This window comes from Halomicrococcus pelagicus, from assembly GCF_050954125.1.
This window is the reverse complement of the sequence record NZ_JBPBWC010000003.1, coordinates 334,531-357,852: the sequence shown is the minus strand read 5'-3', so window position 1 is coordinate 357,852 and position 23,322 is coordinate 334,531. Positions and strand designations below refer to the sequence as shown.

Sequence of the window (23,322 nt, the reverse complement as noted above, 5' to 3'; positions counted from 1 at the left end):
CATCAGTGCTCCACGAACTCGACGAGCACGCCGCCCGTCGACTTCGGATGCAGGAAGGCCACGTCGTGGCCCCACGCGCCGGGTCGGGGCTCGTCGTCGACGAGTTCGACGCCGCGTTCCCGAACGGTTTCGAGCGCGCCCTCTACGTCCTCGGTCCGGAGCGCGACGTGGTGGACGCCGGGCCCGTTCCGGTCGAGATACCGCGCGATTGTCCCGTCCTCCATCGGTTCGAGCAGTTCGAAGTAGCCCCCGTCGAACGCAAGGAAGACGACGCGCATGCCGTCGAACTCCTCCTCGTGGGCGACCGGTGCGTCGAAGAGTTCGCCGTACAGATCCGCCAGTTCCGCGGCGTCGTCGGTGGCGACGCCGACGTGGTCGAGCTGCATATCCGAGCCGACGGCCGCTCCGACAATAGTTCTCCTGAAACCGTCGCGCGTCGCTCGCGGAGGCGTCGGCCGCCCCCGGAGGCCGACGCGACCAACCGGGGAGCTATTACGTCGGGGCAACGTGAGCCGTCCCACTGTGACGCCGACAGAACTCCGTTCGGACATCCCGGCGCTGGAGCGGACGACGTATCTGAACACCGGCGCGAGCGGACCGAGTCCGACGCGCGTGGTGGACGCGGTCGAGTCGTGTCTGGAGTATCAGGAGTACGACGCGCCCGCGGGCGAGGGGATGTACTCCGCGGCGTTCGACGCGTTCGACCGGACGCGCGAGGCGGTCGCGGACCACCTCGGTGCGACCGCCGAGGAGATCGCGCTCACCCAGAGCACCACCGACGGCATCAACCGCATCGCCGCCGCGCTCGACTGGGAACCGGGCGACGCGGTCGTCCGAACCGACCTCGAACACTCCTCGGGCATCCTACCGTGGAAGCGCCTCGCTCGACACGACGTTCGGGTCGAGGTGGTCGAGACCGAGGGCGGTCGCCTCGACGTCGACGCGATGCGGGAGGCGGTCGAGGGCGCGAAGCTCGTCTGTCTGAGTTCGCTGACCTGGACGCACGGGACGCTGCTCCCGGTCACCGACGTCGTCGACGTCGCACACGACGCCGGCGCGCTCGTGCTCGTGGACGCGGTCCAGTGCCCCGGCCAGATGGCGGTCGACGTGACCGACTGGGGAGCGGACTTCGTCGCCGGCGCGGGCCACAAGTGGCTGCTCGGACCGTTCGGCGCCGGATTCCTCCACGTGGCCGAGGGCGCGGAGCGTCACCTCGAACCCGCACACGTCGGCTACCGGAGCGTCGAGGACCCCAACGCCGAGGAGTACGCCTACGAACCCGGCGCCCACCGCCTCGAAGTGGGGACCGTCTCGCCCGCGCCGTACGCCGGCCTCCGGGAGGCCATCGACGTCGTCGAAGAGCTCGGCTACGACACCATCGAGGGCCGCATCGAGCGGTTGACGGACCAGCTCAAGGAGGGCATCGCCGCGGCCGGGGACGCTCGCCTGCTGAGTCCCCGCGAGTACGAGTCCGGACTGGTGACGTTCGAAGTCGACGACCCGGAGGCGTTCGTCGAACGCGCCGACGAGGCGGGGATCACGATTCGCGCGCTGCCGTATCCCGAGGGGGCCGTGCGAGCGTCCGTTCACGTCTTCAACGCCGAGCGGGACGTCGACGAGTTGCTGGCTTTGCTCTGAGCGACTGCTATCGGCGCGATGGCCGCCCGCTAACATCTCTGTTACGTGGTTGTGTCGGCGTCACATAGCGTACAAGCGGTTCCGGAGCGAACCGACTAGCGCAATGAGAGCACTCTCCGGAGTCGATACGAGAACGGTCGCATCGCACGCCGATTCCGTCACCGGCGCGCGGGGGTGGGCGTAACGATGACCGCCGAGCGAACGCGCGTCCTCGTCGCGGGCGCGACCGGAAATCAGGGCGGCGCGGTCGTGGACAACCTGCTCGCGTCCGATACGGAGTTCGACGTTCGCGGACTGACCCGCGACGCCGACGGCGACGCGGCGCGGGCACTCGCCGACCGCGGCGTGACGATGGTCGAGGGCGACCTGAACGACCAGGAGTCGTTCCGGTCCCACGTCGCGGACGCCGACGCGGTGTTCGCGGTGACGAACTTCTGGACGCAGGGCTACGACGCACAGGTCCGTCAGGGCAAGAACCTCGCCCAGGTCGCCGACGAGGAGGGCGTCGACCACTTCGTCTACAGCGGCGTCGGAAGCCACGAACGCGACACCAGCATTCCGCACTTCGACTCGGCCTGGGAGATCGAACGGCACGCCCAGGACCTCGACCTTCCGATGACGGTCCTCCAGCCCGTGTTCTTCTTCCAGAACTTCGAGGCCTTCGCGGAGGACGTCGTGGAGGACGGGACCGTCGCCCTCCCGCTGGAGGAGGGCGTCTCGCTCCAGATGGTCGACGTGGACGACGTCGGACGCGCCGCGGCGGCCGCCTTCGAGAACCCCAACGAGTTCGTCGGCGAACGGTTCGAACTCGCGGGCGACGAGAAGACGCTGGCCGAGACGGCCGACGTGCTGTCGGAGGTCACCGGCGTCGACGTGGAGCCGTACCACGTCCCCATCGAGGACGCCTACGACGACTTCGGCGAGGAGTTCACCGTCATGTGTGAGTGGTTCAACGAGGTCGGCTACGACGCCGACGTCGACGCGCTCGAGGAGACGTTCGGCTTCGAGTTCACGACGCTGGAGGAGTACCTCCGCGAGCACGGCTGGGAGGACAAAGAGGGCATGGCGTCGATTCCGGGGTGGGTCAAGGCACTCTAGTACGACCACCGTTTTCGGTGGCGACCCGACCGATTCCGCCGGGCCAGACCGTCGCGCGAAAAGACTGATTGACCTCCTCGCCGCACACCCTGCATGGACACCGACCGACAGCTGTACGAGAGCCAGGCAACGGGGTGGCGAGCCGGGGTGTACGACGACGTTCGCGCGACGTTCCACGCGCCCGTGGTCAACTGAATCTTCCGGACGCTGATGGCCAACGACCCGGAACTCACCCGGTACCTGTGGGGCAGGTGAAGCCGACGTTCACGACGCGCGCGTTCGGGCAGTACTCCGTCGCGTACCGGGACGCAGTCCTCTCGGCGGTCGAGAGCGGCGACCGGGACCTGCCCCGCTATCGGCGCGCCGAACTCGGTCTCGAACCCGCCGAGTTCCGGGAACTCGCCGGGCAGGCGGAGACCTTCGACGTCGTCGCGCCGCGCCTCGCGGTGCTGTTCGAGGTCGTCGACCGGTCGCTGCGGGGCGACCCGGTCGGCGACGGGGACGACGAGCGAGCGGCGGCGACCGAACCGATGCCCGCCTGGCTCGACCGCGACCGGGGCCGCTCGCCGACGATGGTCGACGACGTGCCGGCGGAACTCGCCGACACCGCCGGCGGCGTTCGAGCGTTCCACGGCCTGGACGACGACCTGCCGAGCATCTACCGCTGTCTCGCGCAGTGGCCGGCGTACCTCCGCACGGCGTGGGACGACCTCGAACCCGCGTTCGAGTCGCCGGCATTCGACCGCGCTTGCGAGCGAGCGCACGAGACGACCGAGGCGTTCGTCGACTCGGTGCCGTACCCGCCCCGAATCGCGCCCGACGACCTCCGGACGAGGGGGACGGACGAGGCGACGATAACCGAACTGCAGGAGCTGTTCGAGACGTTCAACCGCGGCCCCATCGAGACGGTGCTCCCCGCCCTGCCCACGTAGGCGGCGACGCTGAACGTCGCAGGGCGGCGCGAACTGGACTGAACTACTGCGACGGGAGTCGGTTCACACCGCTCCGCCGGGGCGGTACTCGCCGAACGCGTCCCGGAGCACGCCGCATATCTCGCCGACCGTCGCGTACGCCTTCACGGCGTCGACGATGTACGGCATCAGGTTGTCGTCGCCCTCGGCGGCGTCCCGGAGCGCGTCGAGCGTCGCCGTCACTTCCTCGTCGTCGCGCTCGGCCTTGACCTCGTTCAGGTGGTCTATCTGGCGCCGTTCGTCCTCCTCGGTGACCTCCTGAATGTCCATCTCCTTCTCCTCGTCCTCGCTCTCGAACTCGTTGACGCCGACGATTATCCGTTCGCCCTCCTCTATCTCCTGCTGGCGCTCGTAGGCGACGTCCTGTATCTGGCGCTGGACCCACTGCTGTTCGATGGCCGACAGCATGCCGCCCTTGTCGTCGACGGTGTCGAGGATGTTGAACGCCTCCGCTTCGAGGTCGTCGGTGAGGCTCTCGACGTAGTAGCTCCCGGCCAGGGGGTCGATGGTGTCTGCGGCACCCGACTCGTGGGCGAGAATCTGCTGGGTGCGGAGCGCGGTGCGGACGCTCTCCTCGGTCGGCAGCGCCAGCGCCTCGTCCTTGCCGTTCGTGTGGAGGCTCTGGGTGCCGCCGAGCACGGCGGCCAGCGCCTGGTAGGCGACCCGGACGACGTTGTTCTCTATCTGCTGGGCGGTCAGCGTCGACCCGGCGGTCTGGGTGTGGAACTTCAGTTGCTTGGACTTGGGGTCGTCGGCACCGAACCGCTCCTCCATTATCTCGGCCCACATGCGGCGGGCGGCGCGGAACTTGGCGGCCTCCTCGAAGATGTCGTTGTGGGCGTTGAAGAAAAAGGAGAGCTGGGGAGCGAACTCGTCGACGTCGAGGCCCGCGTCGATGGCGGCCTCGACGTACTCAATGCCGTTGCCGAGCGTGAACGCGAGCTCCTGTGCGGCGGTCGCTCCCGCCTCGCGGACGTGGTAGCCGGAGATGGAGATGGTGTTGAACTTCGGCGTCTCCTCGGCGCAGAACTCGAAGATGTCGGTGATGATCCGCATCGAGGGCTCCGGGGGGTAGATGTACGTGTTCCGGGCGATGTACTCCTTCAGCAGGTCGTTCTGGATGGTGCCCCGAAGCTCCTCCCGGTCGACGCCCTGCTCGTCGCCGACGGCGACGTACATCGCCAGCAGGACGGAGGCGGGCGCGTTGATGGTCATCGACGTGCTCACCTCGTCCAGCGGGATGCCGTCGAACAGCGTCTCCATGTCCGCGAGCGAGTCGATGGCGACGCCGGACTTCCCGACCTCGCCCGCGGCCATCTCGTCGTCGGAGTCGTACCCCATCTGGGTCGGCAGGTCGAAGGCGACGGAGAGGCCGGTCTGGCCCTCGTCGATGAGGTAGTGGTAGCGTTCGTTGGTCTCCTCGGCCGTGCTGAACCCGGCGTACTGGCGCATCGTCCACAGCCGACCGCGGTACATCGTCGGGTAGACGCCGCGCGTGTACGGGTTCTCGCCGGGGAATCCGAGGTCCTCGTCGTACTCCGAGTCGGCGACGTCGTCGGGCGTGTAGAGCCGTTCGACGGTCTGGCCGCCCGTGTCGGTCTCGAACTCCTCCTTGCGCTCGCCGAACCGTTCCAGCGTCGGTTCGAGCGTCTCCGCCTTCCACTGCTCTTTCCCCCGGCGTATCTCCTCCAAGTCGTCCGCGTCGAACATACTTCTCAGTGCGCGTGGGCGAGTCTTAATGGTTGGCGGACCGTCTCGGTCGTGGTCGGCGACCGTCTCGGTCGGTGGGCCGCCGTCGCAGTCCCGGCGACGCCTCGGTATCAACCGTTTTGTCCCTGCGGCGGCAGGCCACTCCCATGTCTCGTTTCGCCTCGGAGAACTGGCAGTCGGAGTGGCGACCGGCCCGCGACCTGCTCGCCGTCGTCGCGTCGATGTTCGTCGCGAACGTGCCCACCATCGGCGCGTTCTACGTCGTCGTGAACCAGTACGACCCGGACGCCGGGACGGCGTTCGGGAGCTATCTGGTGAACCAGCAGGGCGGCGCGCTCGTGTTCGCCGTCCTCTGGACCGGCATCGTCTTCGTCGCCTTCGGCCCGGCGCTGGCGGCGGCCCGGGACGAAGTGCGGTAGGCCGACTACGTCTCCAGTCGAACCGCGTCCCCCGGCGCGACGGCGAACGCCTCGTCGCCCCGGCCGCGGTTCACCGCCAGTTCGACGTTGCCGTGACTCCCCACCGTGACGAGTCGCTGGCCCGCCTCGACGTGGGCGTAGGACGGCGCGACCGGCGCTCGCTCGCCGTTCACGGCCGCCTCGTCCGCGCCGTCGACGAACCCGCCGGGCACGTTCGTGACGGCGTTGCCGAAGTCGTCCACCGCGAGAATCTCGCCGGTCACCTCGTCGTCGCCGACGACGGGGTCGGGGAACCGCAGGTCGACGAACTCGTCGGTCGGCGCGACCCCGTCGAGATCGGAGAGAGCGTCGACGCCGACCTCGTGGACTCGCGCCGCGGCGGGAGCGAACACGTCCCGACCGTGGAACGTCGAACTCGCCGCGTCCTCGTCGTCCACCTCGAACGCGTCGAGGCCGGACTCGTCGGCCAGTTCGCGGGCCGCCGGCACCAGGACGCCGTTGTCCGGGCCGACGAGGGCGTGGTCGCCCGCCCGCACCGCGAGCGCTGCGCGGTCGGTGCCGACGCCGGGGTCGACGACGACAAGGTGGACCGCGGGCGGGAACTGCGGCAGGACCTCGCGGAGCCAGAAGGCGGCGGCGCGCACGTCCTGCCGGGGAAAGTCGTGGGCCACGTCGACGAGTCGGGCGTCGGTCCGTCGGAGCATCACGCCTTTCATCGCCGCGGGGTACGGCGTGCCGAAGTCGGAAGCGAGCGTTATCATGGGCGGCGGTTCGGACGCCTGCGCCTAATCGGTTCTCCTCGCACCGGGACGAAGCGGACCGCGTTCACTCCCCGTTCGCGTCGGAGTCGCTGACCTGCTGGATGCGGTCGATACCATCTATCTCCTCGACGACCTCGACGACGGCGTCCGGGACGAGTCGCTCCCAGTCCTCTCCCTCGACCATGCGTTCGCGGACCTCGGTCCCCTCCAGAACGCCGCGGTTGAACATCGGCGACTGACGCACCTCGACGCCCGCCTCACGGAACAGCCGGATGACGAGCGGGTTGTTCGAGTAGGCGACGTCGAAGTCCGGGCTCATGCTCTGGACGTGGCTCACCCAGACGGAGTTGCGGTCCAGGTCCTCGATGGGGACGGCGTAGGTGACGAGGTCGAGGTCAACGAGCGACTTCGTTATCATCATGATGCGCTCGCCGGCCGTGAACGGGTCGTGACGCGAGTGGGAGTCCCCGGCGCTGCCGATGCCGACCACGAGTTCGTCGACCTCCTCGGCGATGTTCTCGACCACGCTCTGGTGGCCGTTGTGATAGGGCTGGAAGCGACCGATGTAGAAGCCGCGGGTCATACGCGGGAAGTCGTACGGTGCTTTAATAAGGCTGACGAGTCGTTAGCCTGCCCGTAACGTCGTCGTTGGCGGCCCTTACGCTCGTCTGTCAGGACCGGTAGGGTCGACCGGAGGGAGAAAGTATATCAGTTCGCCAGCCCTCAAATCGTATACGACGAAGCGATTTCTATGAGCAACGACACCGAAGCTCCGCCATCGGAGCAAGAAACCGAGCAGGAGTTCGGCGAGGAACTCGGCAGCGACATCGACGCCGACGTCGACGAAGAGGTCGCCGAGGACGACCTGCTCGGTGGGCTCGAAATCGAGAGCACCGACGAGATCGACATCCCCGACCGACTGGTCGACCAGGTCATCGGCCAGGACCACGCCCGAGACGTGGTCCTGAAGGCGGCGAAGCAGCGCCGCCACGTGATGATGATCGGCACCCCCGGGACCGGGAAGTCGATGCTGGCCAAGGCGATGAGCGAGCTCCTCCCGAAGGAGGACCTGCAGGACGTGCTCGTCTACCACAATCCCGACGACGGGAACGAGCCGAAAGTTCGGACGGTCCCCGCCGGAAAGGGCGAACAGATAATCGACGCCCACAAGGAGGAAGCCCGCAAGCGCAACCAGATGCGCTCGTTCCTCATGTGGGTCATCATCGCCATCGTGGTGGGGTACGCCCTCCTCATCGCCCAGCGTCCACTTCTGGGCATCCTCGCGGCCGGCGTCATCTACCTCGCGTTCCGCTACGGCTCGCGCGGGTCGGACGCCATGATTCCGAACCTGCTGGTCAACAACAGCGACGTGACCAGCGCGCCGTTCGAGGACGCGACCGGCGCGCACGCCGGCGCACTGCTGGGCGACGTCCGCCACGACCCGTTCCAGTCCGGCGGCATGGAGACGCCGTCCCACGACCGCGTCGAACCGGGCGCCATCCACAAGGCCAACAAGGGCGTGCTGTTCGTCGACGAGATCAACACGCTCGACATCCGCAGCCAGCAGAAGCTGATGACGGCCATCCAGGAGGGCGAGTTCGGCATCACGGGGCAGTCCGAGCGCTCCTCGGGTGCCATGGTCCAGACCGAACCCGTCCCGACGGACTTCGTCATGGTCGCGGCCGGCAACCTCGACGCGATGGAGAACATGCACCCCGCGCTCCGCTCGCGCATCAAGGGGTACGGGTACGAGGTGTACATGGACGACACCATCGACGACACGCCGGAGATGCGCCGCAAGTACGCGCGGTTCATCGCCCAGGAAGTCGAGAAGGACGGTCGCCTGCCCCACTTCGACGAGGACGCCATCGAGGAGGTCATCCTCGAGGCCCAGCGTCGCGCCGGGCGCAAGGACCACCTCACGCTCAAACTGCGTGACCTCGGCGGACTCGTCCGGGTCGCGGGCGACATCGCTCGCGCCGAGGACGCCGAGTTCACGACGCGCGACCACGTCCTGCAGGCCAAGCGCCGCTCGCGCTCTATCGAACAGCAGATCGCTGACGACATGATCGAGCGCCGCAAGGACTACGAGATGACCGTCTCGCAGGGCGAGGTCGTCGGCCGCGTCAACGGCTTGGCGGTGATGGGCGAAGACTCCGGCATCATGCTGCCCGTGATGGCCGAGGTCACGCCCAGCCAGGGTCCCGGCGAGGTCATCGCCACCGGCCAGCTCAAGGAGATGGCCGAGGAGTCCGTGCAGAACGTCTCCGCCATCATCAAGAAGTACAGCGACGAGAACCTGAGCGAGAAGGACGTCCACATCCAGTTCGTCCAGGCCGGCCAGCAGGGCGTCGACGGCGACTCGGCGTCCATCACGGTCGCCACCGCGGTCATCAGCGCGCTGGAGGACGCCCCCATCGACCAGAGCCTCGCCATGACCGGTTCGCTGTCGGTCCGGGGCGACGTGCTCCCCGTCGGCGGCGTCACCCACAAGATAGAGGCGGCCGCGAAGGCCGGCCTCGACAGGGTCATCATCCCGAAGGCCAACGAGCAGGACGTGATGATAGAGGAGGAGTACGAGGAGATGATAGAGATCATCCCCGTCAGCCACATCAGCGAGGTCCTGGAGGTCGCCCTCGCGGGCGAACCCGAGCAGGACAGCCTCGTCGACCGCCTGAAGAACATCACCGGGAGCGCCCTCGAACACGACATCAGCAGCGGTTCGTCGGGCCACGGCAACCCCAGTCCGCAGTAGCCGACACGTTCGAATCGCCGCTTTTCCTTTTCGATTTCGACAGACCGTCAGCGGACGCTCCGTTCGATGCGAACTGTTTCACAGAGCAACGCGACGACCGGCCTCCTCACCGTCGTCGATCGCCGCTGAGGACGACGAGCCGTCGAACCCGGGTGCTCAGAAACCACGGTGCCACTACGACGCCCCCGCCCGTGACCGAAGCCGGACGTCTTTTCGCCGCCCGTGAGAAAGAAGGTCACGATGCCGGCACCGCAGTGGAAGTCGTTCGCCGGGGTGACGCTCCTCGTGCTCGCGATGCTGGTCGCGCTCGCGCGGGCCTCCCAGTCGTCGCTCTCCGCGCCGGAGCCCCACGACGGCGACTCTCCCGGCGGGACCGGCGCACCGGCGCGCGAAGCCGGAACCGTAGCGGGCGAGCCGCCGACGAGCGACGACGAGGCGGGCGACGACCGACCGACCGGTAACGGCGAAACCGGTCGGGAGGCGACCGGCGACCGCGAGACGCTCACGCCCGAGTTGCTGCTGGTGAACGTCGCGGTCAGCCAGGGCCTCTTCGGTGCGGTGCTGGTCGCGGCGGCGTGGATCGGCTCCGTTCCGCCCGGCGCGCTCGGCGTCGGGACGGTGACGCTCCGGACGCTCGCCCTCGGCGTCGCGATCGGCGTCGCGCTGTTCGCCGCGAACGAACTCGGCCAGCACGTGGCCGACGCTCTCGGCATCGACTACGCCGAGGGGATGCGCGAACTACTCACGCCGGACTCGGCGCGCGGGTGGTTCGTCCTCCTCTTCCTCGTCCTCCCCATCATCGCGGGGTTCGAGGAGTTGCTCTTTCGCGCCGCGCTCATCGGCGCGTTCGCGGCCGGATTCGGCGTCTCGCCGTGGCTGCTCGCCGCCGGGTCGACGGTGGCGTTCGCGCTCGGCCACGGCGCACAGGGTCCGGGCGGAATCCTGGTGACCGGCCTGCTCGGCGGCGCGCTCGCCGCCGTGTTCGTCCTGACCGAGAGCCTGCCGGTGGTCGTCGTCGCTCACTACCTCGTCAACGCGCTGGAGTTCACCGTCCACGCCCGCGACTGACGGAGAACCGTCCGGATACGTCTCCGGTGTGCGCGGCTACGCGGTCTGCGTGTCCGAGAACTGGTGTGCCGCGTTATCGCCGTTCCGAGGAGCGGTTCGCTTCGTTCACCGCTCCTCGCTGTTCCCGCGAGCGAAGCGAGCGGGAGCCGAAGAGCGCGTCAGCGCTCTTCCGAGTCCAGCACGCGAATCTGGTCGCCGCGCACGGTGACCGGAATCGGAACCGTCGCCTCGTACAGTTCGACGGTGACCTGGTCTTTGCCCTCGTCGATGCGCTGGACCTGCGCCTTCTCGCCCTTGAACGGGCCGGCGATGAGTTCGACGATGTCGCCCTCCGCGATACCCTCGACGTCCGGCGTCGGCGAGAGGAAGTGCTCGACCTCCGAGATGTCGCTGTTCCCGGGGACGATGCTCCGGGCGTGGGGAATCTCGTCGAGCACGCGCGACAGGATGCCGTCGTCGTCCGCCTCGACCATCACGTAGCTCGTCAGCGAGTCGGGCGCGAGGGCGGCGTGTATGTCCTCCTCCTCGCGGTTCATTATCATGTCCGCGACGGTGCGTTCCTGGCTGGCCGTGGTTTTGACTGCGTAGATGCCCATGGTTATGTCGGAAGGAAGCTCATGACGGCGGCGATGACGAAGCCGAGGAGGCCGACGAGGATGATGCCCGCGCCGGCGATCTTCGATATCTTCGAGAACTCGTTCCACGATGGCGTGCTCGCCAGTTTGAGCACGCGAACGTACGACGAGAGGTCGAGTTTGACGTCCATGTTACCCCCACTTGGCCATGCGGGGTTTTCTATCTTTCCAAGGTAGTCGGATCGCTGACGAGAGACGCGGCCAGCGCAGACGCTCGTCGGAAATCTCGCGCGAGCGGTCGGTGTCGAGGACCGGGCGCTGCCAGCGGAACTACCTCCGGTCGTCGGACCTGCGACTGCTGGCGAGTCGTCGCGGACCGTCGAACGACGAGAGCGCGATAGAACGAAGTCAGAGACTGGGTTGCGGTTACTCGACGTAGTCGATGTCTTCGCCGTTGCTCTTGGCCTGCTGGGCCTGCTCGGCCTCGTTGCGGCCGTATATCTGGGGCGACTCGACGCCGGTGACGACTATCATCGTCCGCATCGTCCCCTCGAGTTCCTCGTCGATGGAGGTCCCCCAGATGATGCGCGCGTCGGGGTCGATGCGGTCGTAAATCTGCTCGACGACGCCCTCGGCCTCTTCGATGGCCATGTCGTTACCTCCGGTGACGTTGACGAGGGCGGACTTCGCACCGCTGATGTCCACGTCGAGCAGTGGCGAGCGCAGCGCGGACTTCACCGAGTCCTGGGCCTTCTGGTCGGAGTCGGACTCGCCGAGTCCGATCATGGCGACGCCGCCCTTCTCCATGACGGTGCGAACGTCGGCGAAGTCGAGGTTGACGAGGCCGGGCTTGGTGATGAGTTCCGTGATGCCTTTCACCGAGCGCATCAGCACCTCGTCGGCGACCTTGAACGCCTGCTTGACGGGGAGTTTACCGACCGAGTCGAGCAGGCGGTCGTTCGGGACGACGATGACCGTGTCGCTCACGTCCCGGAGACGCTCCAGGCCGGCTTCGGCGTTGGTGCGCCGGACCTCGCCCTCCGCGGTGAACGGCGTCGTGACGATGGCGATGGTGAGCGCGCCGGCCTCGCGGGCCGCCTTGGCGACGACCGGAGCGCTTCCGGTGCCCGTGCCGCCGCCGAGACCGGCCGTGACGAACACCATGTCCGAGCCCTCGATGGCGTCGTAAATCTCCTCCTGGCTCTCGAGGGCGGCCTCCTCGCCGACCTGCGGGAGCGACCCCGCGCCGCGGCCGTTCGTCTTCTGCTCGCCCATCAGAATCTTCTGGTCTGCCTCGATTTCGACCAGATGCTGGACGTCCGTGTTCGCGGCGACCAGCGTCGCGCCGTGGATGCCCTCTTCGGCCATCCGGTTGACGGTGTTCCCGCCACCACCGCCACAGCCGACGACCGTGATGTTCGTCTGGAGATCCTGGAGGACGTCTTTCAGTTCTTCGTCCGTCATCGCCCCCGAGGGCGAGGGGTCTTTCTTCGCGTCCGTGCCACCACCCATCTGTGACTGCTGGGGCGGCTGTTGCTCCCCCTCAGCCTCCTCAATGGCGTCTTCGACAATGGAGTCCATCCTTGGGCCTTCTTTTACAAACGCAGATTAATTATCTTTCCCCTCTGGATGACGCTCGTCTGACGCGTGCACGCACGGCGCACGCACGGCGGCCCTCCGAGGACGCGAGTCGTCCCGGGAACGACGTCTCCGACGGCAACGCCGTTCGGGGTCGCAAGCGCCTTACGCGACGGGCGATTACCGGGAAGCGATGGTGCGGAACGTCGCCCCCGAGATGGCGGACCTGGAGGCGGAGGACTTCCACCTCCTGTCGGGCGTCGAGCAGGGGATGCGCTTCAGCGAGTGGGTCCAGAAGAGCAAGATACCGGAGTTCTCGCGGCTCACGCCCGAGGAGGTGGACTACCGGCTGGACCGGTGTCTCGACCGGGAGCTACTCGAACGGCAGACCATCCAGTACGAGGGGTACACGCTCAAATTCGAGGGGTACGACGCGCTGGCGCTGCACACGTTCGCCGAACGGGACACCATCGACGGCGTCGGCTCGCCGCTCGGTGTCGGCAAGGAGAGCGACGTGTACGAGGTGCAGTCGTTCCGCCCGCTGGCGCTGAAGTACCACCGCGAGGGGTACACCAACTTCCGCGAAGTGATGAAAGAGCGCGATTACACGTCCGACCGGGAGCACGTCTCCTGGCTCTACACCGCGCGGAAGGCCGCCGAGCGCGAACACGGCGCTCTGGAGGCGCTCTATCCGGACGTCAGCGTTCCCCGGCCGGTGGACCACAACCGGCACGCTATCGTGATGGAGAAGATAGACGGCGTGGAACTGGCCCGGGCGAAGTTCGAGGACGAACAGGTCGTCCCCGTCCTGGACCTGATCCTCCGCGAGATGGCGAAGGCGTACGAACTCGGCTACGTCCACGCCGACATGAGCGAGTACAACGTCTTCGTCGCCAGCGACGGCATCACGATCTTCGACTGGCCCCAGGCCGTCGACACGGACCACGAGAACGCCGACGAGTTCCTCGAACGCGACGTGTCCAACGTCGTCGGCTACTTCCAGCGGAAGTACCCCGGGCGCGTTCCGGGGGTGGACGCGGCGGCGCTCGCCGCGGGAATCGCCGGCGGCGAGTTCGAGACGGTCCGCGACTTCTCAGAGGACCATTGAGACGATCGCCAGCACGAGGAAGACGATTACCAGCCACTTGGCGATATCCATCGACATCCCGGCGACGCCACCGGCGCCCAGCGCACCGGCGATTATCGCGAGGACAAAGAACGCGATTGCGAGTTCGAGGACGGCCATCAGCGACCCTCCGATTCGGCGATTCTGTATAGTAGTATTCGATTCATAGTCGTATTTCGACGGGGAGACGTTTGGGGTTTCTGGCCGGTTTCAGAAACCAACGCGACCGGGACCGCTAGCGACAACAGCGCCGAAACGGCGACGAACCGTTGGGACCGGTTCGGCGGGAAGACGAAGGCCTTAAAGCCCGAGACGGTAAACGAACGAACGACTCGCTGGGACGACGGGCACCAGCGGGCGCCTGCGAACGCAGGTCGGAATGTGGCGTACGCGGTCTCGAACCGCGGGAGGCGTTCGCGCCGAACTCGCTGAACCATCCAACGCCCGTGGTGATAACCATGGCAAAGAGCTTCTACTCGCACATCCGAGATGCATGGAAGGACCCGGACGACGGCAAGCTCGCCGAACTCCAGTGGCAGCGCAAACAGGAGTGGCGCGACCAGGGCGCTATCGAGCGCATCGACCGCCCGACCCGGCTCGACCGCGCCCGCGAACTCGGCTACAAGGCCAAGCAGGGCGTCGTCGTCGCGCGCGCCAGCGTCCGCAAGGGCGGCGCGCGCAAGCAGCGGTTCAAGGCCGGCCGGCGGTCCAAGCGCCAGGGCGTCAACCGCATCGGTCGACGCAAGAACATCCAGCGCATCGCCGAGGAGCGGGTCAGCCGCAAGTTCCCCAACCTCCGCGTGCTGAACTCCTACTGGGTCGGCGAGGACGGTAGCCAGAAGTGGCACGAAGTGATTCTGCTCGACCCCGAGCACCCGGCCATCCAGAACGACGACGACCTCAACTGGATCTGCGACGACAGTCACCGCGGGCGCGCGTTCCGCGGCCTGACCAGCGCCGGTAAGGGCAACCGGGGACTCCAGCAGCGCGGCAAGGGTACCGAGCACACCCGGCCCAGCAACACGAAGGACAAGGGCCGCGGGAAGTAACGGTTCCCTCGTTCTCGACCGTTCTCTCACCATCCCCAGCTGCGCGTCTAGACGTTTCGCACGGGATACGTCGGCACCGAGAGCGACGCCGACGGAGCGTCGCACCCCGGATAAACCGAACTACGCTGTATCGAATCGCTGCCCGGCGGTCGAAACGCGCTCTTACGCCCTCTCGGCACCCTCCGCGTCGGGAAGGCTCGCCTCTGCGGCGTCGAACCGAACTACCTCCGGTTCCTCGTCGAGTTCGAACCGGACGGTTTCGAGTCGACCGTCGGTCAGGTCCGGAAGGTCCGCCACGAACGCCCGGTAGTGGTCCGTCCGCACGTGCGCCTCCAGCACCGTCTCGTCCTCGTAGCGCTCGAAGAACCGAACCACGTCGGGGTCCTGGAGGTCAGTCGTCGCCCGGTAGTCGACGACGCCGTCCTCCTCCCGTGACCGCTCGACGAGGGCGGCTATCACTTCGAGCGCTTCGTCGCGGCGGTCCGATGCTACCGGGATGCTCGTCTGGACGACGATCATGCGATTCCCGTCGGACGGACGCCACAAAGTCGTTGGGAGAACTGCAGTTCACGTCGAATCCCGATACGTCGGCGTCGGTTCGGCGTCGTCCGTCGGATTACGGGCGACGGAGAGGGAAAACGGACCGAGGTCACGCTCGGACGGAGGCTCCAGGCCGTCGCCGAGTCACCCGGTCGACCGAATCGAGGGGATTCGGGCCGTCTCCGGAGCGTCTACAGCAGGTGCTGGCACACGCAACCAGCACGGTTAGAGGAGAAGGGACGATAATGTAAGACGCAATGGCACGAGACATCAACTCCGACGACGTCGACAAGTCGGTCGTCACCAGCGACGGTACCCGCATCGGCCGCGTCACGAACGTCAACGACGGCAACGCCCGAGTAGACCGAGACGACGACGCGGACCTGACCGATAAGGTCAAATCGATGCTCGGCTGGGGCGACTCCGACGACAGCCACGAGGTGCGGAACGAACACGTCGACCGCATCGACGACGACCGTATCCACCTGCGCAACAAGTAACGCGTCGCCCACGTGCTCTTTTCGCCGTTCCGTCGACGAACCTACGCCTCGCGTTCGCCGACCTTCACGAGCTGTTTACCGATGTTCTCGCCCTCGAACAGTCCGAGGAAGGCGTCGGGAGCGTTCTCCAGGCCCTCCGTGATGGTCTCGCGGTACTCGACGTCGCCCGAGGAGACCCACCGTCCGAGCTTCCGAGTCGCCTCACCGAATCGTGGCGCGAAGTCGCCGATGAGGAATCCCTGCACTCGCGCTCGCGTCTCGATCAGTTTCGGGAGCTTTCGGGGCCCCGTCGGCATCTCCTCGGCGTTGTACAGCGATATCTGGCCGCAGACCGCGACCCGGGCGTCGACGTTGAGTTTCGAGAAGACGGCGTCAGTTATCTCGCCGCCGACGTTGTCGAAGTAGGCGTCGACGCCGTCCGGAGCCGCATCGTCGAGCGCGGCACGGTAGTCGTCGGTGTCCTTGTAGTTGATTCCGGCGTCGAAGCCGAGGTCGTCTTCGAGGAACGAGACCTTCTCGTCGGAGCCGGCGAACCCGACGACGCGCGCGCCGGACAGCTTGGCTATCTGGCCCGCGACGGAGCCGACCGCGCCCGCCGCCCCGGTGACGACGAACGTGTCCCCGGCCTTCGGTTCGGCCACCTCGCGCGTGCCGAAGTAAGCGGTCCGTCCCGGCATCCCGAGCACGCCGAGCGCGGTCGAGATGGGCGCGAGGTCGGGGTTCACGGGCTGGAGGTCGGTCCCCGGCGCGGTGACGTAGTCGGCCCACTCCAGGTTGCCCGTCACCACGTCGCCCTCCTCGACGTCCGCACCGTTCGACGCGACGACCTCGCCGACAACGCCCCCCTTGAGGGGTTCGCCGACCGACCAGGGCTCGGCGTACGACTCGCCGGCGTCCATCCGACCGCGCATGTAGGGGTCGACCGAGAGGTAGAGCGTTCGAACCAGCGCCTCGCCCGGTCCCGGGTCCGGCACGTCCGCTTCGACCAGGTCGAACGTGTCGCGGTCCGGTTTCCCCTCGGGGCGCTTCGCCAGCAGGAACTTCCGATTGGTCTCCGACATGGACGTAGATACGGTCGCATCCCGGAAGGATGCTCCGGTAGGAGCAGGGACGAGGGGAACTCGGAGAGGGATTCGACGGAGGGTGAGCAAGTTTTTGACGATGGCGACCGACGATTGCGCTATGGACGTGACAATCGACGCGGTGCGCGTGGCCGTGACCGACGAGGGGCCACAGCCCATCGTGGTGCTCGCACCAGACGACGACGACGACGTGTTGCCCATCTTCATCCGCCTGGAGGAAGGCGTCAGCATCGCCCGGGGGATGGAAGCAGAGGACATCGGACGCCCGCTCACGCACGACCTCCTGCTGGACGTGATGGAGGAACTCGGCGGGCGCGTCGAGCGCGTCGTCGTCAGCGAACTCTCCAACCACACGTACATCGCCGAGCTGCACGTCCAGACGCCGCGGGGCGAGACGGTCATCGACGCCCGACCGAGCGACTCGCTCGCGCTCGCGGCGCGCACCGGGGCGAACGTCGAGGTGGCCGAGGAAGTGTTCGAGGACGGCCGTCAGTCGCGCGCGCAGTTCGACGACCTCCAGGACATCCGGGACGTCGCCGAGATCGGTCCATGACGGGGCGGCGAGACGCCGACGGGACGCCGACCGACGACGTGCTCGACGACCTCTTCGCCGTCATCGAGGACCGAAAGGAGACGCTGCCGGAGGACTCCTACACCGCATCGCTTTTCACCCACGAGAAGGGCCAGAACGCCGTCCTGGAGAAGCTGGGAGAGGAGACCACCGAACTCGTGCTGGCCGCCAAAGACGACGACCGCGAGGAGATAGCCCACGAGAGCGCCGACATCGTCTACCACCTGCTCGTCCTGCTGGCGATGAAAGACATGGACGTCGCGGACCTGCGTTCGGAACTGGCCGAACGACGCTAGCGTCCTCACTCGACGCGCTCGAACCGGTGGCGGTACACCGTCGCGTCGTCGTCCCACTCGAAGTTCTCGTGCGCGCGGTCCAGCCGTTCCCGGTACGCGTCCAAATCCTCCGACCCCTCCGCCCGGGCGTCCTCGTCAGTCAGGTCGCCCAGCGTTCGCTCGGTCACCGAAACCACCTCGAAGCGGTCGCCGTCTATCTCGAAGGTGTCGCCCTCGTCGGCGTAGCGGTCGCCGCGGTGGAGCTGTGAGACGCGCCCCGACGCGACCGCCTGGCGAACGCGCTCCGCTGGAAGAATCGTGTCGGCGTCTATCGCTGCCATGACTGCGGTTTCGACCGCGCGAGTGAAAACGGCTCGGGTTACTGGGCCTTCAGCCAGCCGCCAACGGCACCCCCGACCGCGCTGTCAAGCGCCATCAGGAGCGTGACGACGACGGCGACCAGGAAGAGTCCCGCGCCGCCGAACAGCGACCCGACGGGGCCGCCGGCGAGGCCGCCGAACACCGACCCGGCCAGGCCGAGCAGGAGCGCGACGGCGACGCCGGCGACGGAGCCGGCGAGCAGACCGTGCCAGAATCCGCGGCCGAGGCCGCCGCCGGCGACGTAGCCCGCCGCGAAGCCGCCGATCAGCCCCGCCCCGACGTGACCGACGCCCGGGATAGCGAACGCGAAGACGCCGGCGATCACCGAGACGACGAATCCGACTCCGACCGCGTACCAGTCTGTCATACGCCCGATTAGGCGCGTCTCGAATAAAAGCGTGGTCCCGGGGCCGGGAGAGAGCGAGCCGTCACCACTGACCGGAAGCACACGGTTTTTACACGCCCGTACAGGACTATCGAAGCGGAAACCGCGGGCGAACTCCGGAGACGTTGACCATGACCGACCAGAGTGAGGAAGTGACCGAGGAGGCGAACCCGGACAGCCACGCCGTCGACGAGCGACTCGGCGAGGGCGTCTTCCGGGAGAGTATGGGTCCGGGCTCGTCGCTCGCGCACCTCTACCGTGGCGAGATTCACCGGATGAAGTTCTGGCGCGAGCGACTGGATCGGACGAGCAACTGGGCGATTACGCTGATGGCGGCCATCCTGACGTGGGCGTTCTCGAACCGGTCCAACCCGCACTACATCGTCCTGCTGGCCATCGTCACGGTGAGCATCTTCCTGCTCATCGAGGCGCGACGCTACCGCGCGTACGACATCTGGCGGTCCAGGGTGCGGATGCTCCAGCAGAACGTGTGGTCCTACGGGCTCGACCCCGGCCAGGACGTCGAGGACGACGACTGGCGCGAGAAGCTGAGCCGCGACTACCACACGCCGAAGATGAAAGTGACCCTCGAAGAGGCGCTGGCCCATCGCCTGCGACGGGTGTACCTGCCGCTCTTTCTCGTCCTGCTCGCGGCGTGGTTCTTCCACCTGACCGCGTACGTCTCGGGGGAGGAGTGGCCCGCCAGCGCGGCCATCGGCTGGATCCCCGGCACCGTCGTCACGGCCTGCGTCGCGGCGTTCTACGCCGGACTGCTCGTCGTCGCCTACCGGCCGCGGACGTGGAACGTCAACGGCGAACTCCTGTCGAACGACGTGTCCGGGTGGGACTACACCGAGAAGTGACCGGAACGTACCTCTACTACTGCGACCCCCACCGCTCGCTCGGGATGAAGGTCGCGGTCGTCGTCGAGAAGTAACGCGGCGCGTCGACGGACGACTCGTTTCGCGGTCGCTCCGAGGGCGCGCCTCTCGACGAACGGACCGATTCGTCTGACGTAAGAACTATACTCGCTCAAGAGCGGAGTTTTCCTATGGGTTTCATGAGCAAAATCCTCGGAGACCGGCCCACCGGGAGCGTCGACGACTACGTCGAACTCGACCTGGACGACTTCGAGACGACGGCCGACGACGCCGGGATGAGCGTACACATCGCCGAGATTCAGGGGCAACAGGACGTCATCGACATAAAAGACGCCATCTACGACGGGGACCTCGTCGTCGCCGACATCACCCGTCTCCGGACCGAGGACACGACCGTCGAGCGCATCACCGACGAACTCCAGCAGGTAGCCCGCGAGGTCGACGGCGACATCGTCCAGAAGGGTGACGACCAGCTTATCGTCACGCCGACGGGCGTCAGTATCAGTCGGGAGAAGCTCGGTCGCTAGACGTCGTCGGGGGCGTCGGCGTCGTCCTCGACGGCGCGTTTCATCGAGTCGCGACGGGCTTTCGCGTCACGACCGGTCGCTTCGAGGAGGAACTCGTTTTTCTTGCTGACGGCTTCCGCCGCCGCGTCAGCGTGCCCCTCGGCGATGACCTCTTCCGCGGATCGTTCGTCGAAGTGGACCGCGAGCTTGTCCTTCTTGCCGCTGTACTCGGCGGCCCCGGCGACGATCCGGTCGAACACCGGGTTCTCCGGCTCCTCGACCACGTACAGTTCGTGGCCGTCGACCTCTTCGGTGCCGGTGACTGGCCCGAAGTAGTCCTCTATCTCGGCTTTCAGGTCCGGCATACGGTCCTCGAGATGCTCACCGCGGCGCATCTTGTACTTCTTCATGGATAGACACACGTTGGACAGCGGGATGTATACCCTTTTCGCGTTCAGTCGCGCTCGCTAAGATATCCCTTACGACACTCGGGGCAGATGTCGCCGGCTCGAAGCGAGGAGTCGGCCATCTCGTCGACGTTCCCACACTCCGGACAGACCAGTTCCCCGTCCGGGTTCGACGTGGTCGCCTGGTCGGGCTGGGGTGCCGCCCGGGCGCGAGTGAACCCGGTCTCGTCCTGCTCGCGGTCGGGCGTCGAGGACTCGTGCGGTTCGGCCTCGACGAACTGGACGTCCTCCTCGGCTTCGGGGGTGAGGCCGCCGCCGAACTGCACGTCGGCGTCCTCGCCGTCGTCGACCTGGGCGTCGAAACCCTCGTCGTCCGCGTCGCTTTCGGGCCACTCGCCGTGGCTGCGGTCGGCCGACTCCTGACCGTGGTCGTCGGACTCCGGCCACTCGCCGTGGTCGCGCTCCGCCGGTTCCTCGTCCACGTCGTCCTCGTCGTCGAGGATGACGCCGTCGTCTTCCTCGGCGGTCTCCGGCGGCTCGAAGTCGCCGCTCAGCTCCGTCGACTCCCCGGCGCTCGTCGCGACGGACTCGGCCGGCTCCGTGTCGACGGCCTCGCTCTCGGGGGGCTCGGGATTCGGTTCCGGGTCCTCGATAGCCGTGACTTCCTTGTTCTCGCTGACGACGCTCCGCTCGCCGCAGCGCTTGCACTCCTTGAACTCCCGGACGGTGACGACGACTTCGTTGCCATCCTCCTCGCGCTCGCGCTCGATTTCGGATTCGGCGTAGTCGTGCCCCAGCAGCGAACACCTGAGACCCATTAGCAGTGGGTTATTTTCACGGGGTACTAAAAGGGTACTGCTTCATTCAGCTGGGACCGAAGTTCTCCGCCTTCGCGTCCGCGAAGTCGTGGCCGGACTCCGCCAGCGCCTCCTCGGCGGCGTCGAGGAAGTCGGCGAACCCGTAGACGAAGAGCTGGCCCGTCGCCTCCCGTAGCGTCTCCCTGACGCGCTCGTCGTCGGCCAGCGCCCGGTCGGTCATCACGACCGTCGCTCCGCGGTCGGAGAGCGCGCGCAGTCGGTCCTCGTGGGCCGGCGCGTCGTCCTGGTAGACGACGACCGCGTCGTGTCCGTCCGCGACCGCGCGCTCGCCGATGCCGACCGCCGGTCCCACGCCGGGGCCACCGGCGAGCAGGACGACCGACTCCTCGCCCTCGTAGTAGGCCTCGCCGTACGGGCCGTCGACGCCGACCGTATCGCCCGCCTCCCGGTCGGCGAGCCAGGGGCTGAGGTCGCCCTCCGGGTCGACGCCGACCGTTATCTCGAACGTCTCCGCCCCGCCCTCGGACTCGTCAGACGAGCCGTTCGAGCGCGACTCGAAGACGTCCGGCGACGAGAGCGTGTAGTGGCGCGTTATCGCTTCGCCGTCCACCTCGCCGCGGATCTGCACGAACTGCCCCGGGCGGGCGTCGAACGCGGGCGGCGTCTCCAGTTCCAGCGCGACAGTGTCCTCGCCGACCTCCCGGACGGCTCGCACGACGACTTCGGTTTCGTCCATGGGCGGGATTGGTCGGGGCGCGACAAAGAAGTTCTCGCTCTCGACTCGGGCGGCGTCGCGGGACGAACGGACTCGAACCGCCACGCCGTCGCGCCGCCACGCCCCGACCGTGACGTTCAGCATCTGCGTGCGCGAGGAGTACGAAGACGAGTCGTGCGACGAGCAGCGCCGCTTCGGCGTCGCGGTGACGACTCGCCTGCCCGCGGTCGGGACGCTGTGCCCGTTCGCCAGCGAGAACGGCGCGGTGGCGACCCAGAGCCTCGTCAACGTCGAACTCGGGCGGAAGGGAATCCGGTATCTGGACGACGGCCTGGCTGTCGAGGACGCCCTCCCGGCGCTCCTGCACGCCGACGACGGCGCGGACCAGCGCCAGCTTCACGGCGTCGACGCGGAGGGCACGTTCGCCTTCTCCGGCGAGGAGTGCAAGGGCTGGTACGGCCACGCGAGCGGCGAGAACTACACCGTCGCCGGGAACCTGCTGACCGGCGAGGCCGTCGTCGAGGCGACGGCGCGGGCGTACGAGGAGCGCGCGAGCGAGGAGCCGACGGGCCGTGGCGACGACGAGGACGCGCCGCTGGCGGAGCGGCTGGTCGACGCGCTCGCGGCGGGCCACGCCGAAGGCGGCGACAAGCGCGAGGACCTCTACGTCCAGAGCGCCGCGCTGCTGGTCGAGCGTACCGAAGACCGCGAGATGGAGCCATACTACGACGACCTGCGCGTCGACGCCACCGAGACGCCGGTCGAGGACCTGCGCGAGACGTACGAACTCGCCCGGGAGGGGTACGAGATGGCCGTCGAGCGCTACGAGGAGGCGTACGAGGCGGACGAACTCGACGGGGGCGAGGCGGACGAACCGGGAGCGGGCGAGGGGGACGGCGAGTAGGCCGGGACGAGCCGTCAGACGGTGAACTCGTACAGGTCGTCGCCGACGTGGTGGAGCGACTCGACGACCTTCCCGGAGTCGCCGACCATGTCGTCGCCGCTCGTCTTGGCGCGGCCGACCGCGAGCACCTTGCCGTGGCTCTCCTCCGCGACGACGACGAGGTCGCCGGCCGAGACGTCCTCGGTGGCGTCGACGATGCCGGGCCGCATCACGTCCGCGCCGTCGCTGACGAACGACACTGCGCCCGCGTCGACCGTGACGACGCGACGCTCCGGCGGGTAGGCGTTCGCCCCTTCGACGGTGAGAAACGGCTCGTCGTCGAGGTACATGACGTGCTGCTCGCCGTTCACGAGCACGAGGTCGAACTTCGTGTCCTCGAGTTCGACGAGTTCGTACGTGTCGGCGTCGAGGTCGACGCCCAGGGTCGTCGCGAGCGCGTCCTCGATCTCGCGCACCTCGTCGCTCCGGAGGTGGTGGCGTGACTTGACCTGCATACCACACCGTCCGTCGTTTCACGGCTTAAAGCCCCGACCTTCGGGACGACGACCGCCGGACACGTATCGGAAAGTCGTCAAAAGGGCGAAGTAGGGGCGGAACGAATGGAGTGGT

31 protein-coding genes are annotated in these 23,322 nt (G+C 67.5%); 15 read left to right on the top strand and 16 right to left on the bottom strand.

Annotated features, from left to right (window positions below; translation table 11 throughout):
• Positions 1–2: 2 nt before the first annotated feature.
• Positions 3–386, bottom strand: coding sequence for a methylmalonyl-CoA epimerase (mce, locus tag ACRYA2_RS09545; RefSeq protein ID WP_433626954.1), 384 nt, complete (start codon positions 384–386; stop codon positions 3–5).
• 136 nt (positions 387–522) lie between these two features.
• Here mce and ACRYA2_RS09540 point away from each other — a divergent pair, with 136 nt between their 5' ends.
• The 3 genes from ACRYA2_RS09540 (at position 523) to ACRYA2_RS09530 (ending at position 3,668) form a co-directional block, all read left to right on the top strand.
• Complete coding sequence (locus ACRYA2_RS09540) at positions 523–1,638, top strand: aminotransferase class V-fold PLP-dependent enzyme (RefSeq protein WP_433627121.1); 1,116 nt, start codon at positions 523–525, stop codon at positions 1,636–1,638.
• A gap of 186 nt (positions 1,639–1,824) precedes the next feature.
• Entirely contained in the window at positions 1,825–2,736 is a 912-nt protein-coding gene (locus ACRYA2_RS09535) for an NmrA/HSCARG family protein (RefSeq protein WP_433626951.1), read from the top strand.
• Between the two features lie 242 nt (positions 2,737–2,978).
• Positions 2,979–3,668 (top strand): halocarboxylic acid dehydrogenase DehI family protein, encoded by a 690-nt coding sequence (locus ACRYA2_RS09530; RefSeq protein WP_433626949.1) that lies wholly within the window; start codon positions 2,979–2,981, stop codon positions 3,666–3,668.
• A gap of 63 nt (positions 3,669–3,731) precedes the next feature.
• Here ACRYA2_RS09530 and ACRYA2_RS09525 read toward each other — a convergent pair whose 3' ends face one another.
• Positions 3,732–5,417 (bottom strand): acyl-CoA mutase large subunit family protein, encoded by a 1,686-nt coding sequence (locus ACRYA2_RS09525; RefSeq protein ID WP_433626946.1) that lies wholly within the window; start codon positions 5,415–5,417, stop codon positions 3,732–3,734.
• A gap of 146 nt (positions 5,418–5,563) precedes the next feature.
• Here ACRYA2_RS09525 and ACRYA2_RS09520 point away from each other — a divergent pair, with 146 nt between their 5' ends.
• A complete protein-coding gene (locus ACRYA2_RS09520) occupies positions 5,564–5,836 on the top strand; it encodes a hypothetical protein (protein ID WP_433626943.1) in 273 nt (90 codons plus the stop codon).
• A 5-nt stretch (positions 5,837–5,841) separates the two neighbouring features.
• On the opposite strand, the gene ACRYA2_RS09515 is transcribed toward ACRYA2_RS09520, so the two are convergent.
• Entirely contained in the window at positions 5,842–6,597 is a 756-nt protein-coding gene (locus ACRYA2_RS09515) for an SAM hydrolase/SAM-dependent halogenase family protein (protein ID WP_433626940.1), read from the bottom strand.
• 64 nt (positions 6,598–6,661) lie between these two features.
• Positions 6,662–7,180, bottom strand: a complete 519-nt coding sequence (locus tag ACRYA2_RS09510) for a nicotinamide-nucleotide adenylyltransferase (RefSeq protein ID WP_433626937.1) — start codon at positions 7,178–7,180, stop codon at positions 6,662–6,664.
• Between the two features lie 168 nt (positions 7,181–7,348).
• Between ACRYA2_RS09510 and lonB the strand changes: the two genes are divergently transcribed.
• Together lonB and ACRYA2_RS09500 are read left to right on the top strand one after the other, a co-directional pair.
• Entirely contained in the window at positions 7,349–9,352 is a 2,004-nt protein-coding gene (gene lonB / locus ACRYA2_RS09505) for an ATP-dependent protease LonB (RefSeq protein WP_433626935.1), read from the top strand.
• A 240-nt stretch (positions 9,353–9,592) separates the two neighbouring features.
• Positions 9,593–10,420, top strand: coding sequence for a CPBP family intramembrane glutamic endopeptidase (locus ACRYA2_RS09500; protein ID WP_433626932.1), 828 nt, complete (start codon positions 9,593–9,595; stop codon positions 10,418–10,420).
• Between the two features lie 158 nt (positions 10,421–10,578).
• Here the strand turns inward: ACRYA2_RS09500 and ACRYA2_RS09495 are convergent, their stop codons facing one another.
• The 3 genes from ACRYA2_RS09495 to ftsZ all read right to left on the bottom strand — a co-directional run bounded on the left by ACRYA2_RS09495 (position 10,579) and on the right by ftsZ (position 12,576).
• Positions 10,579–11,016 (bottom strand): transcription elongation factor Spt5, encoded by a 438-nt coding sequence (locus ACRYA2_RS09495; RefSeq protein WP_433626930.1) that lies wholly within the window; start codon positions 11,014–11,016, stop codon positions 10,579–10,581.
• A 2-nt stretch (positions 11,017–11,018) separates the two neighbouring features.
• Positions 11,019–11,186 carry a protein translocase SEC61 complex subunit gamma gene (locus ACRYA2_RS09490; protein ID WP_433626927.1) on the bottom strand — a complete coding sequence of 56 codons (168 nt, stop codon included), beginning with the start codon at positions 11,184–11,186 and terminating at the stop codon, positions 11,019–11,021.
• Between the two features lie 235 nt (positions 11,187–11,421).
• On the bottom strand, positions 11,422–12,576 hold the full coding sequence (gene ftsZ, locus ACRYA2_RS09485; protein WP_113275005.1) for a cell division protein FtsZ: 1,155 nt from the start codon (positions 12,574–12,576) through the stop codon (positions 11,422–11,424).
• Positions 12,577–12,766: 190 nt separating this feature from the next.
• Here ftsZ and ACRYA2_RS09480 point away from each other — a divergent pair, with 190 nt between their 5' ends.
• Positions 12,767–13,681, top strand: coding sequence for a serine/threonine-protein kinase RIO2 (locus ACRYA2_RS09480; protein WP_433626924.1), 915 nt, complete (start codon positions 12,767–12,769; stop codon positions 13,679–13,681).
• Here the strand turns inward: ACRYA2_RS09480 and ACRYA2_RS09475 are convergent.
• A complete protein-coding gene (locus ACRYA2_RS09475; RefSeq protein ID WP_113275003.1) occupies positions 13,667–13,819 on the bottom strand; it encodes a DUF1328 family protein in 153 nt (50 codons plus the stop codon). The genes ACRYA2_RS09480 and ACRYA2_RS09475 overlap by 15 nt on opposite strands.
• Before the next feature lie 338 nt (positions 13,820–14,157).
• Here ACRYA2_RS09475 and ACRYA2_RS09470 point away from each other — a divergent pair, with 338 nt between their 5' ends.
• Positions 14,158–14,748: a 50S ribosomal protein L15e gene (locus tag ACRYA2_RS09470; RefSeq protein ID WP_113275002.1), complete on the top strand. Its 591-nt coding sequence runs from the start codon at positions 14,158–14,160 to the stop codon at positions 14,746–14,748.
• 162 nt (positions 14,749–14,910) lie between these two features.
• On the opposite strand, the gene ACRYA2_RS09465 is transcribed toward ACRYA2_RS09470, so the two are convergent.
• Complete coding sequence (locus ACRYA2_RS09465) at positions 14,911–15,267, bottom strand: putative quinol monooxygenase (RefSeq protein ID WP_433626919.1); 357 nt, start codon at positions 15,265–15,267, stop codon at positions 14,911–14,913.
• Positions 15,268–15,545: 278 nt separating this feature from the next.
• On the opposite strand from ACRYA2_RS09465, the gene ACRYA2_RS09460 reads away from it, so the two are divergent.
• A complete protein-coding gene (locus ACRYA2_RS09460) occupies positions 15,546–15,788 on the top strand; it encodes a hypothetical protein (protein ID WP_433626916.1) in 243 nt (80 codons plus the stop codon).
• A 41-nt stretch (positions 15,789–15,829) separates the two neighbouring features.
• Here ACRYA2_RS09460 and ACRYA2_RS09455 read toward each other — a convergent pair whose 3' ends face one another.
• Positions 15,830–16,849 (bottom strand): NADP-dependent oxidoreductase, encoded by a 1,020-nt coding sequence (locus ACRYA2_RS09455; protein WP_433626914.1) that lies wholly within the window; start codon positions 16,847–16,849, stop codon positions 15,830–15,832.
• 121 nt (positions 16,850–16,970) lie between these two features.
• Between ACRYA2_RS09455 and ACRYA2_RS09450 the strand changes: the two genes are divergently transcribed.
• Together ACRYA2_RS09450 and hisE are read left to right on the top strand one after the other, a co-directional pair.
• Positions 16,971–17,423, top strand: a complete 453-nt coding sequence (locus tag ACRYA2_RS09450; protein ID WP_433626912.1) for a bifunctional nuclease family protein — start codon at positions 16,971–16,973, stop codon at positions 17,421–17,423.
• Positions 17,420–17,737 carry a phosphoribosyl-ATP diphosphatase gene (gene hisE, locus ACRYA2_RS09445; protein ID WP_433626909.1) on the top strand — a complete coding sequence of 106 codons (318 nt, stop codon included), beginning with the start codon at positions 17,420–17,422 and terminating at the stop codon, positions 17,735–17,737. The genes ACRYA2_RS09450 and hisE overlap by 4 nt, the downstream gene beginning before the upstream one ends.
• 5 nt (positions 17,738–17,742) lie before the next feature.
• Here the strand turns inward: hisE and ACRYA2_RS09440 are convergent, their stop codons facing one another.
• Both ACRYA2_RS09440 and ACRYA2_RS09435 read right to left on the bottom strand, forming a co-directional pair.
• Positions 17,743–18,057 (bottom strand): ASCH domain-containing protein, encoded by a 315-nt coding sequence (locus ACRYA2_RS09440; protein ID WP_433626906.1) that lies wholly within the window; start codon positions 18,055–18,057, stop codon positions 17,743–17,745.
• A gap of 38 nt (positions 18,058–18,095) precedes the next feature.
• Entirely contained in the window at positions 18,096–18,464 is a 369-nt protein-coding gene (locus ACRYA2_RS09435) for a DUF5518 domain-containing protein (protein ID WP_433626904.1), read from the bottom strand.
• 149 nt (positions 18,465–18,613) lie between these two features.
• Here ACRYA2_RS09435 and ACRYA2_RS09430 point away from each other — a divergent pair, with 149 nt between their 5' ends.
• From ACRYA2_RS09430 to ACRYA2_RS09420, 3 genes are all read left to right on the top strand, one after another.
• The gene (locus ACRYA2_RS09430; protein WP_433626901.1) at positions 18,614–19,345 is read left to right on the top strand and encodes a DUF2270 domain-containing protein; all 732 of its coding nucleotides are present in this window, start codon (positions 18,614–18,616) and stop codon (positions 19,343–19,345) included.
• Positions 19,324–19,419, top strand: a complete 96-nt coding sequence (locus ACRYA2_RS09425) for a plastocyanin/azurin family copper-binding protein (protein WP_433626898.1) — start codon at positions 19,324–19,326, stop codon at positions 19,417–19,419. The genes ACRYA2_RS09430 and ACRYA2_RS09425 overlap by 22 nt, the downstream gene beginning before the upstream one ends.
• Positions 19,420–19,533: 114 nt before the next feature.
• On the top strand, positions 19,534–19,890 hold the full coding sequence (locus tag ACRYA2_RS09420) for a cell division protein SepF (RefSeq protein WP_113274993.1): 357 nt from the start codon (positions 19,534–19,536) through the stop codon (positions 19,888–19,890).
• Here ACRYA2_RS09420 and ACRYA2_RS09415 read toward each other — a convergent pair.
• The 3 genes from ACRYA2_RS09415 to ACRYA2_RS09405 are packed head-to-tail and all read right to left on the bottom strand — an operon-like array spanning position 19,887 to position 21,830.
• The gene (locus ACRYA2_RS09415) at positions 19,887–20,279 is read right to left on the bottom strand and encodes a DUF5611 family protein (RefSeq protein ID WP_433626894.1); all 393 of its coding nucleotides are present in this window, start codon (positions 20,277–20,279) and stop codon (positions 19,887–19,889) included. The two genes, ACRYA2_RS09420 and ACRYA2_RS09415, sit on opposite strands and share 4 nt — an antisense overlap.
• Before the next feature lie 44 nt (positions 20,280–20,323).
• Complete coding sequence (locus tag ACRYA2_RS09410; RefSeq protein WP_433626892.1) at positions 20,324–21,094, bottom strand: DUF7093 family protein; 771 nt, start codon at positions 21,092–21,094, stop codon at positions 20,324–20,326.
• Between the two features lie 46 nt (positions 21,095–21,140).
• Complete coding sequence (locus ACRYA2_RS09405) at positions 21,141–21,830, bottom strand: FAD-dependent oxidoreductase (RefSeq protein WP_433626889.1); 690 nt, start codon at positions 21,828–21,830, stop codon at positions 21,141–21,143.
• A gap of 109 nt (positions 21,831–21,939) precedes the next feature.
• On the opposite strand from ACRYA2_RS09405, the gene ACRYA2_RS09400 reads away from it, so the two are divergent.
• A complete protein-coding gene (locus tag ACRYA2_RS09400; protein ID WP_433627119.1) occupies positions 21,940–22,713 on the top strand; it encodes a DUF1028 domain-containing protein in 774 nt (257 codons plus the stop codon).
• A 14-nt stretch (positions 22,714–22,727) separates the two neighbouring features.
• On the opposite strand, the gene ACRYA2_RS09395 is transcribed toward ACRYA2_RS09400, so the two are convergent.
• Complete coding sequence (locus ACRYA2_RS09395) at positions 22,728–23,207, bottom strand: RNA-binding protein (RefSeq protein ID WP_113274988.1); 480 nt, start codon at positions 23,205–23,207, stop codon at positions 22,728–22,730.
• Between the last annotated feature and the right edge of the window lie 115 nt (positions 23,208–23,322).

Excerpts from the sequence above, each read along its gene's own strand:
- ACRYA2_RS09510 (WP_433626937.1), bottom strand. The coding sequence starts at position 7,180 with ATGACCCGCGGCTTCTACATCGGTCGCTTCCAGCCCTATCACAACGGC.
- hisE (WP_433626909.1), top strand. The coding sequence starts at position 17,420 with ATGACGGGGCGGCGAGACGCCGACGGGACGCCGACCGACGACGTGCTC.
- ACRYA2_RS09455 (WP_433626914.1), bottom strand. The coding sequence starts at position 16,849 with ATGTCGGAGACCAATCGGAAGTTCCTGCTGGCGAAGCGCCCCGAGGGG.
- ACRYA2_RS09500 (WP_433626932.1), top strand. The coding sequence starts at position 9,593 with ATGCCGGCACCGCAGTGGAAGTCGTTCGCCGGGGTGACGCTCCTCGTG.
- ACRYA2_RS09450 (WP_433626912.1), top strand. The coding sequence starts at position 16,971 with ATGGACGTGACAATCGACGCGGTGCGCGTGGCCGTGACCGACGAGGGG.
- ftsZ (WP_113275005.1), bottom strand. The coding sequence starts at position 12,576 with ATGGACTCCATTGTCGAAGACGCCATTGAGGAGGCTGAGGGGGAGCAA.
- ACRYA2_RS09495 (WP_433626930.1), bottom strand. The coding sequence starts at position 11,016 with ATGGGCATCTACGCAGTCAAAACCACGGCCAGCCAGGAACGCACCGTC.
- ACRYA2_RS09435 (WP_433626904.1), bottom strand. The coding sequence starts at position 18,464 with ATGACAGACTGGTACGCGGTCGGAGTCGGATTCGTCGTCTCGGTGATC.
- ACRYA2_RS09515 (WP_433626940.1), bottom strand. The coding sequence starts at position 6,597 with ATGATAACGCTCGCTTCCGACTTCGGCACGCCGTACCCCGCGGCGATG.
- ACRYA2_RS09420 (WP_113274993.1), top strand. The coding sequence starts at position 19,534 with ATGGGTTTCATGAGCAAAATCCTCGGAGACCGGCCCACCGGGAGCGTC.
- ACRYA2_RS09430 (WP_433626901.1), top strand. The coding sequence starts at position 18,614 with ATGACCGACCAGAGTGAGGAAGTGACCGAGGAGGCGAACCCGGACAGC.
- ACRYA2_RS09535 (WP_433626951.1), top strand. The coding sequence starts at position 1,825 with ATGACCGCCGAGCGAACGCGCGTCCTCGTCGCGGGCGCGACCGGAAAT.
- ACRYA2_RS09415 (WP_433626894.1), bottom strand. The coding sequence starts at position 20,279 with ATGAAGAAGTACAAGATGCGCCGCGGTGAGCATCTCGAGGACCGTATG.
- ACRYA2_RS09475 (WP_113275003.1), bottom strand. The coding sequence starts at position 13,819 with ATGGCCGTCCTCGAACTCGCAATCGCGTTCTTTGTCCTCGCGATAATC.
- ACRYA2_RS09465 (WP_433626919.1), bottom strand. The coding sequence starts at position 15,267 with ATGATCGTCGTCCAGACGAGCATCCCGGTAGCATCGGACCGCCGCGAC.
- ACRYA2_RS09405 (WP_433626889.1), bottom strand. The coding sequence starts at position 21,830 with ATGGACGAAACCGAAGTCGTCGTGCGAGCCGTCCGGGAGGTCGGCGAG.
- ACRYA2_RS09525 (WP_433626946.1), bottom strand. The coding sequence starts at position 5,417 with ATGTTCGACGCGGACGACTTGGAGGAGATACGCCGGGGGAAAGAGCAG.
- ACRYA2_RS09410 (WP_433626892.1), bottom strand. The coding sequence starts at position 21,094 with ATGGGTCTCAGGTGTTCGCTGCTGGGGCACGACTACGCCGAATCCGAA.
- ACRYA2_RS09440 (WP_433626906.1), bottom strand. The coding sequence starts at position 18,057 with ATGGCAGCGATAGACGCCGACACGATTCTTCCAGCGGAGCGCGTTCGC.
- ACRYA2_RS09490 (WP_433626927.1), bottom strand. The coding sequence starts at position 11,186 with ATGGACGTCAAACTCGACCTCTCGTCGTACGTTCGCGTGCTCAAACTG.
- mce (WP_433626954.1), bottom strand. The coding sequence starts at position 386 with ATGCAGCTCGACCACGTCGGCGTCGCCACCGACGACGCCGCGGAACTG.
- ACRYA2_RS09395 (WP_113274988.1), bottom strand. The coding sequence starts at position 23,207 with ATGCAGGTCAAGTCACGCCACCACCTCCGGAGCGACGAGGTGCGCGAG.
- ACRYA2_RS09470 (WP_113275002.1), top strand. The coding sequence starts at position 14,158 with ATGGCAAAGAGCTTCTACTCGCACATCCGAGATGCATGGAAGGACCCG.
- ACRYA2_RS09480 (WP_433626924.1), top strand. The coding sequence starts at position 12,767 with ATGGTGCGGAACGTCGCCCCCGAGATGGCGGACCTGGAGGCGGAGGAC.
- ACRYA2_RS09520 (WP_433626943.1), top strand. The coding sequence starts at position 5,564 with ATGTCTCGTTTCGCCTCGGAGAACTGGCAGTCGGAGTGGCGACCGGCC.
- ACRYA2_RS09460 (WP_433626916.1), top strand. The coding sequence starts at position 15,546 with ATGGCACGAGACATCAACTCCGACGACGTCGACAAGTCGGTCGTCACC.
- lonB (WP_433626935.1), top strand. The coding sequence starts at position 7,349 with ATGAGCAACGACACCGAAGCTCCGCCATCGGAGCAAGAAACCGAGCAG.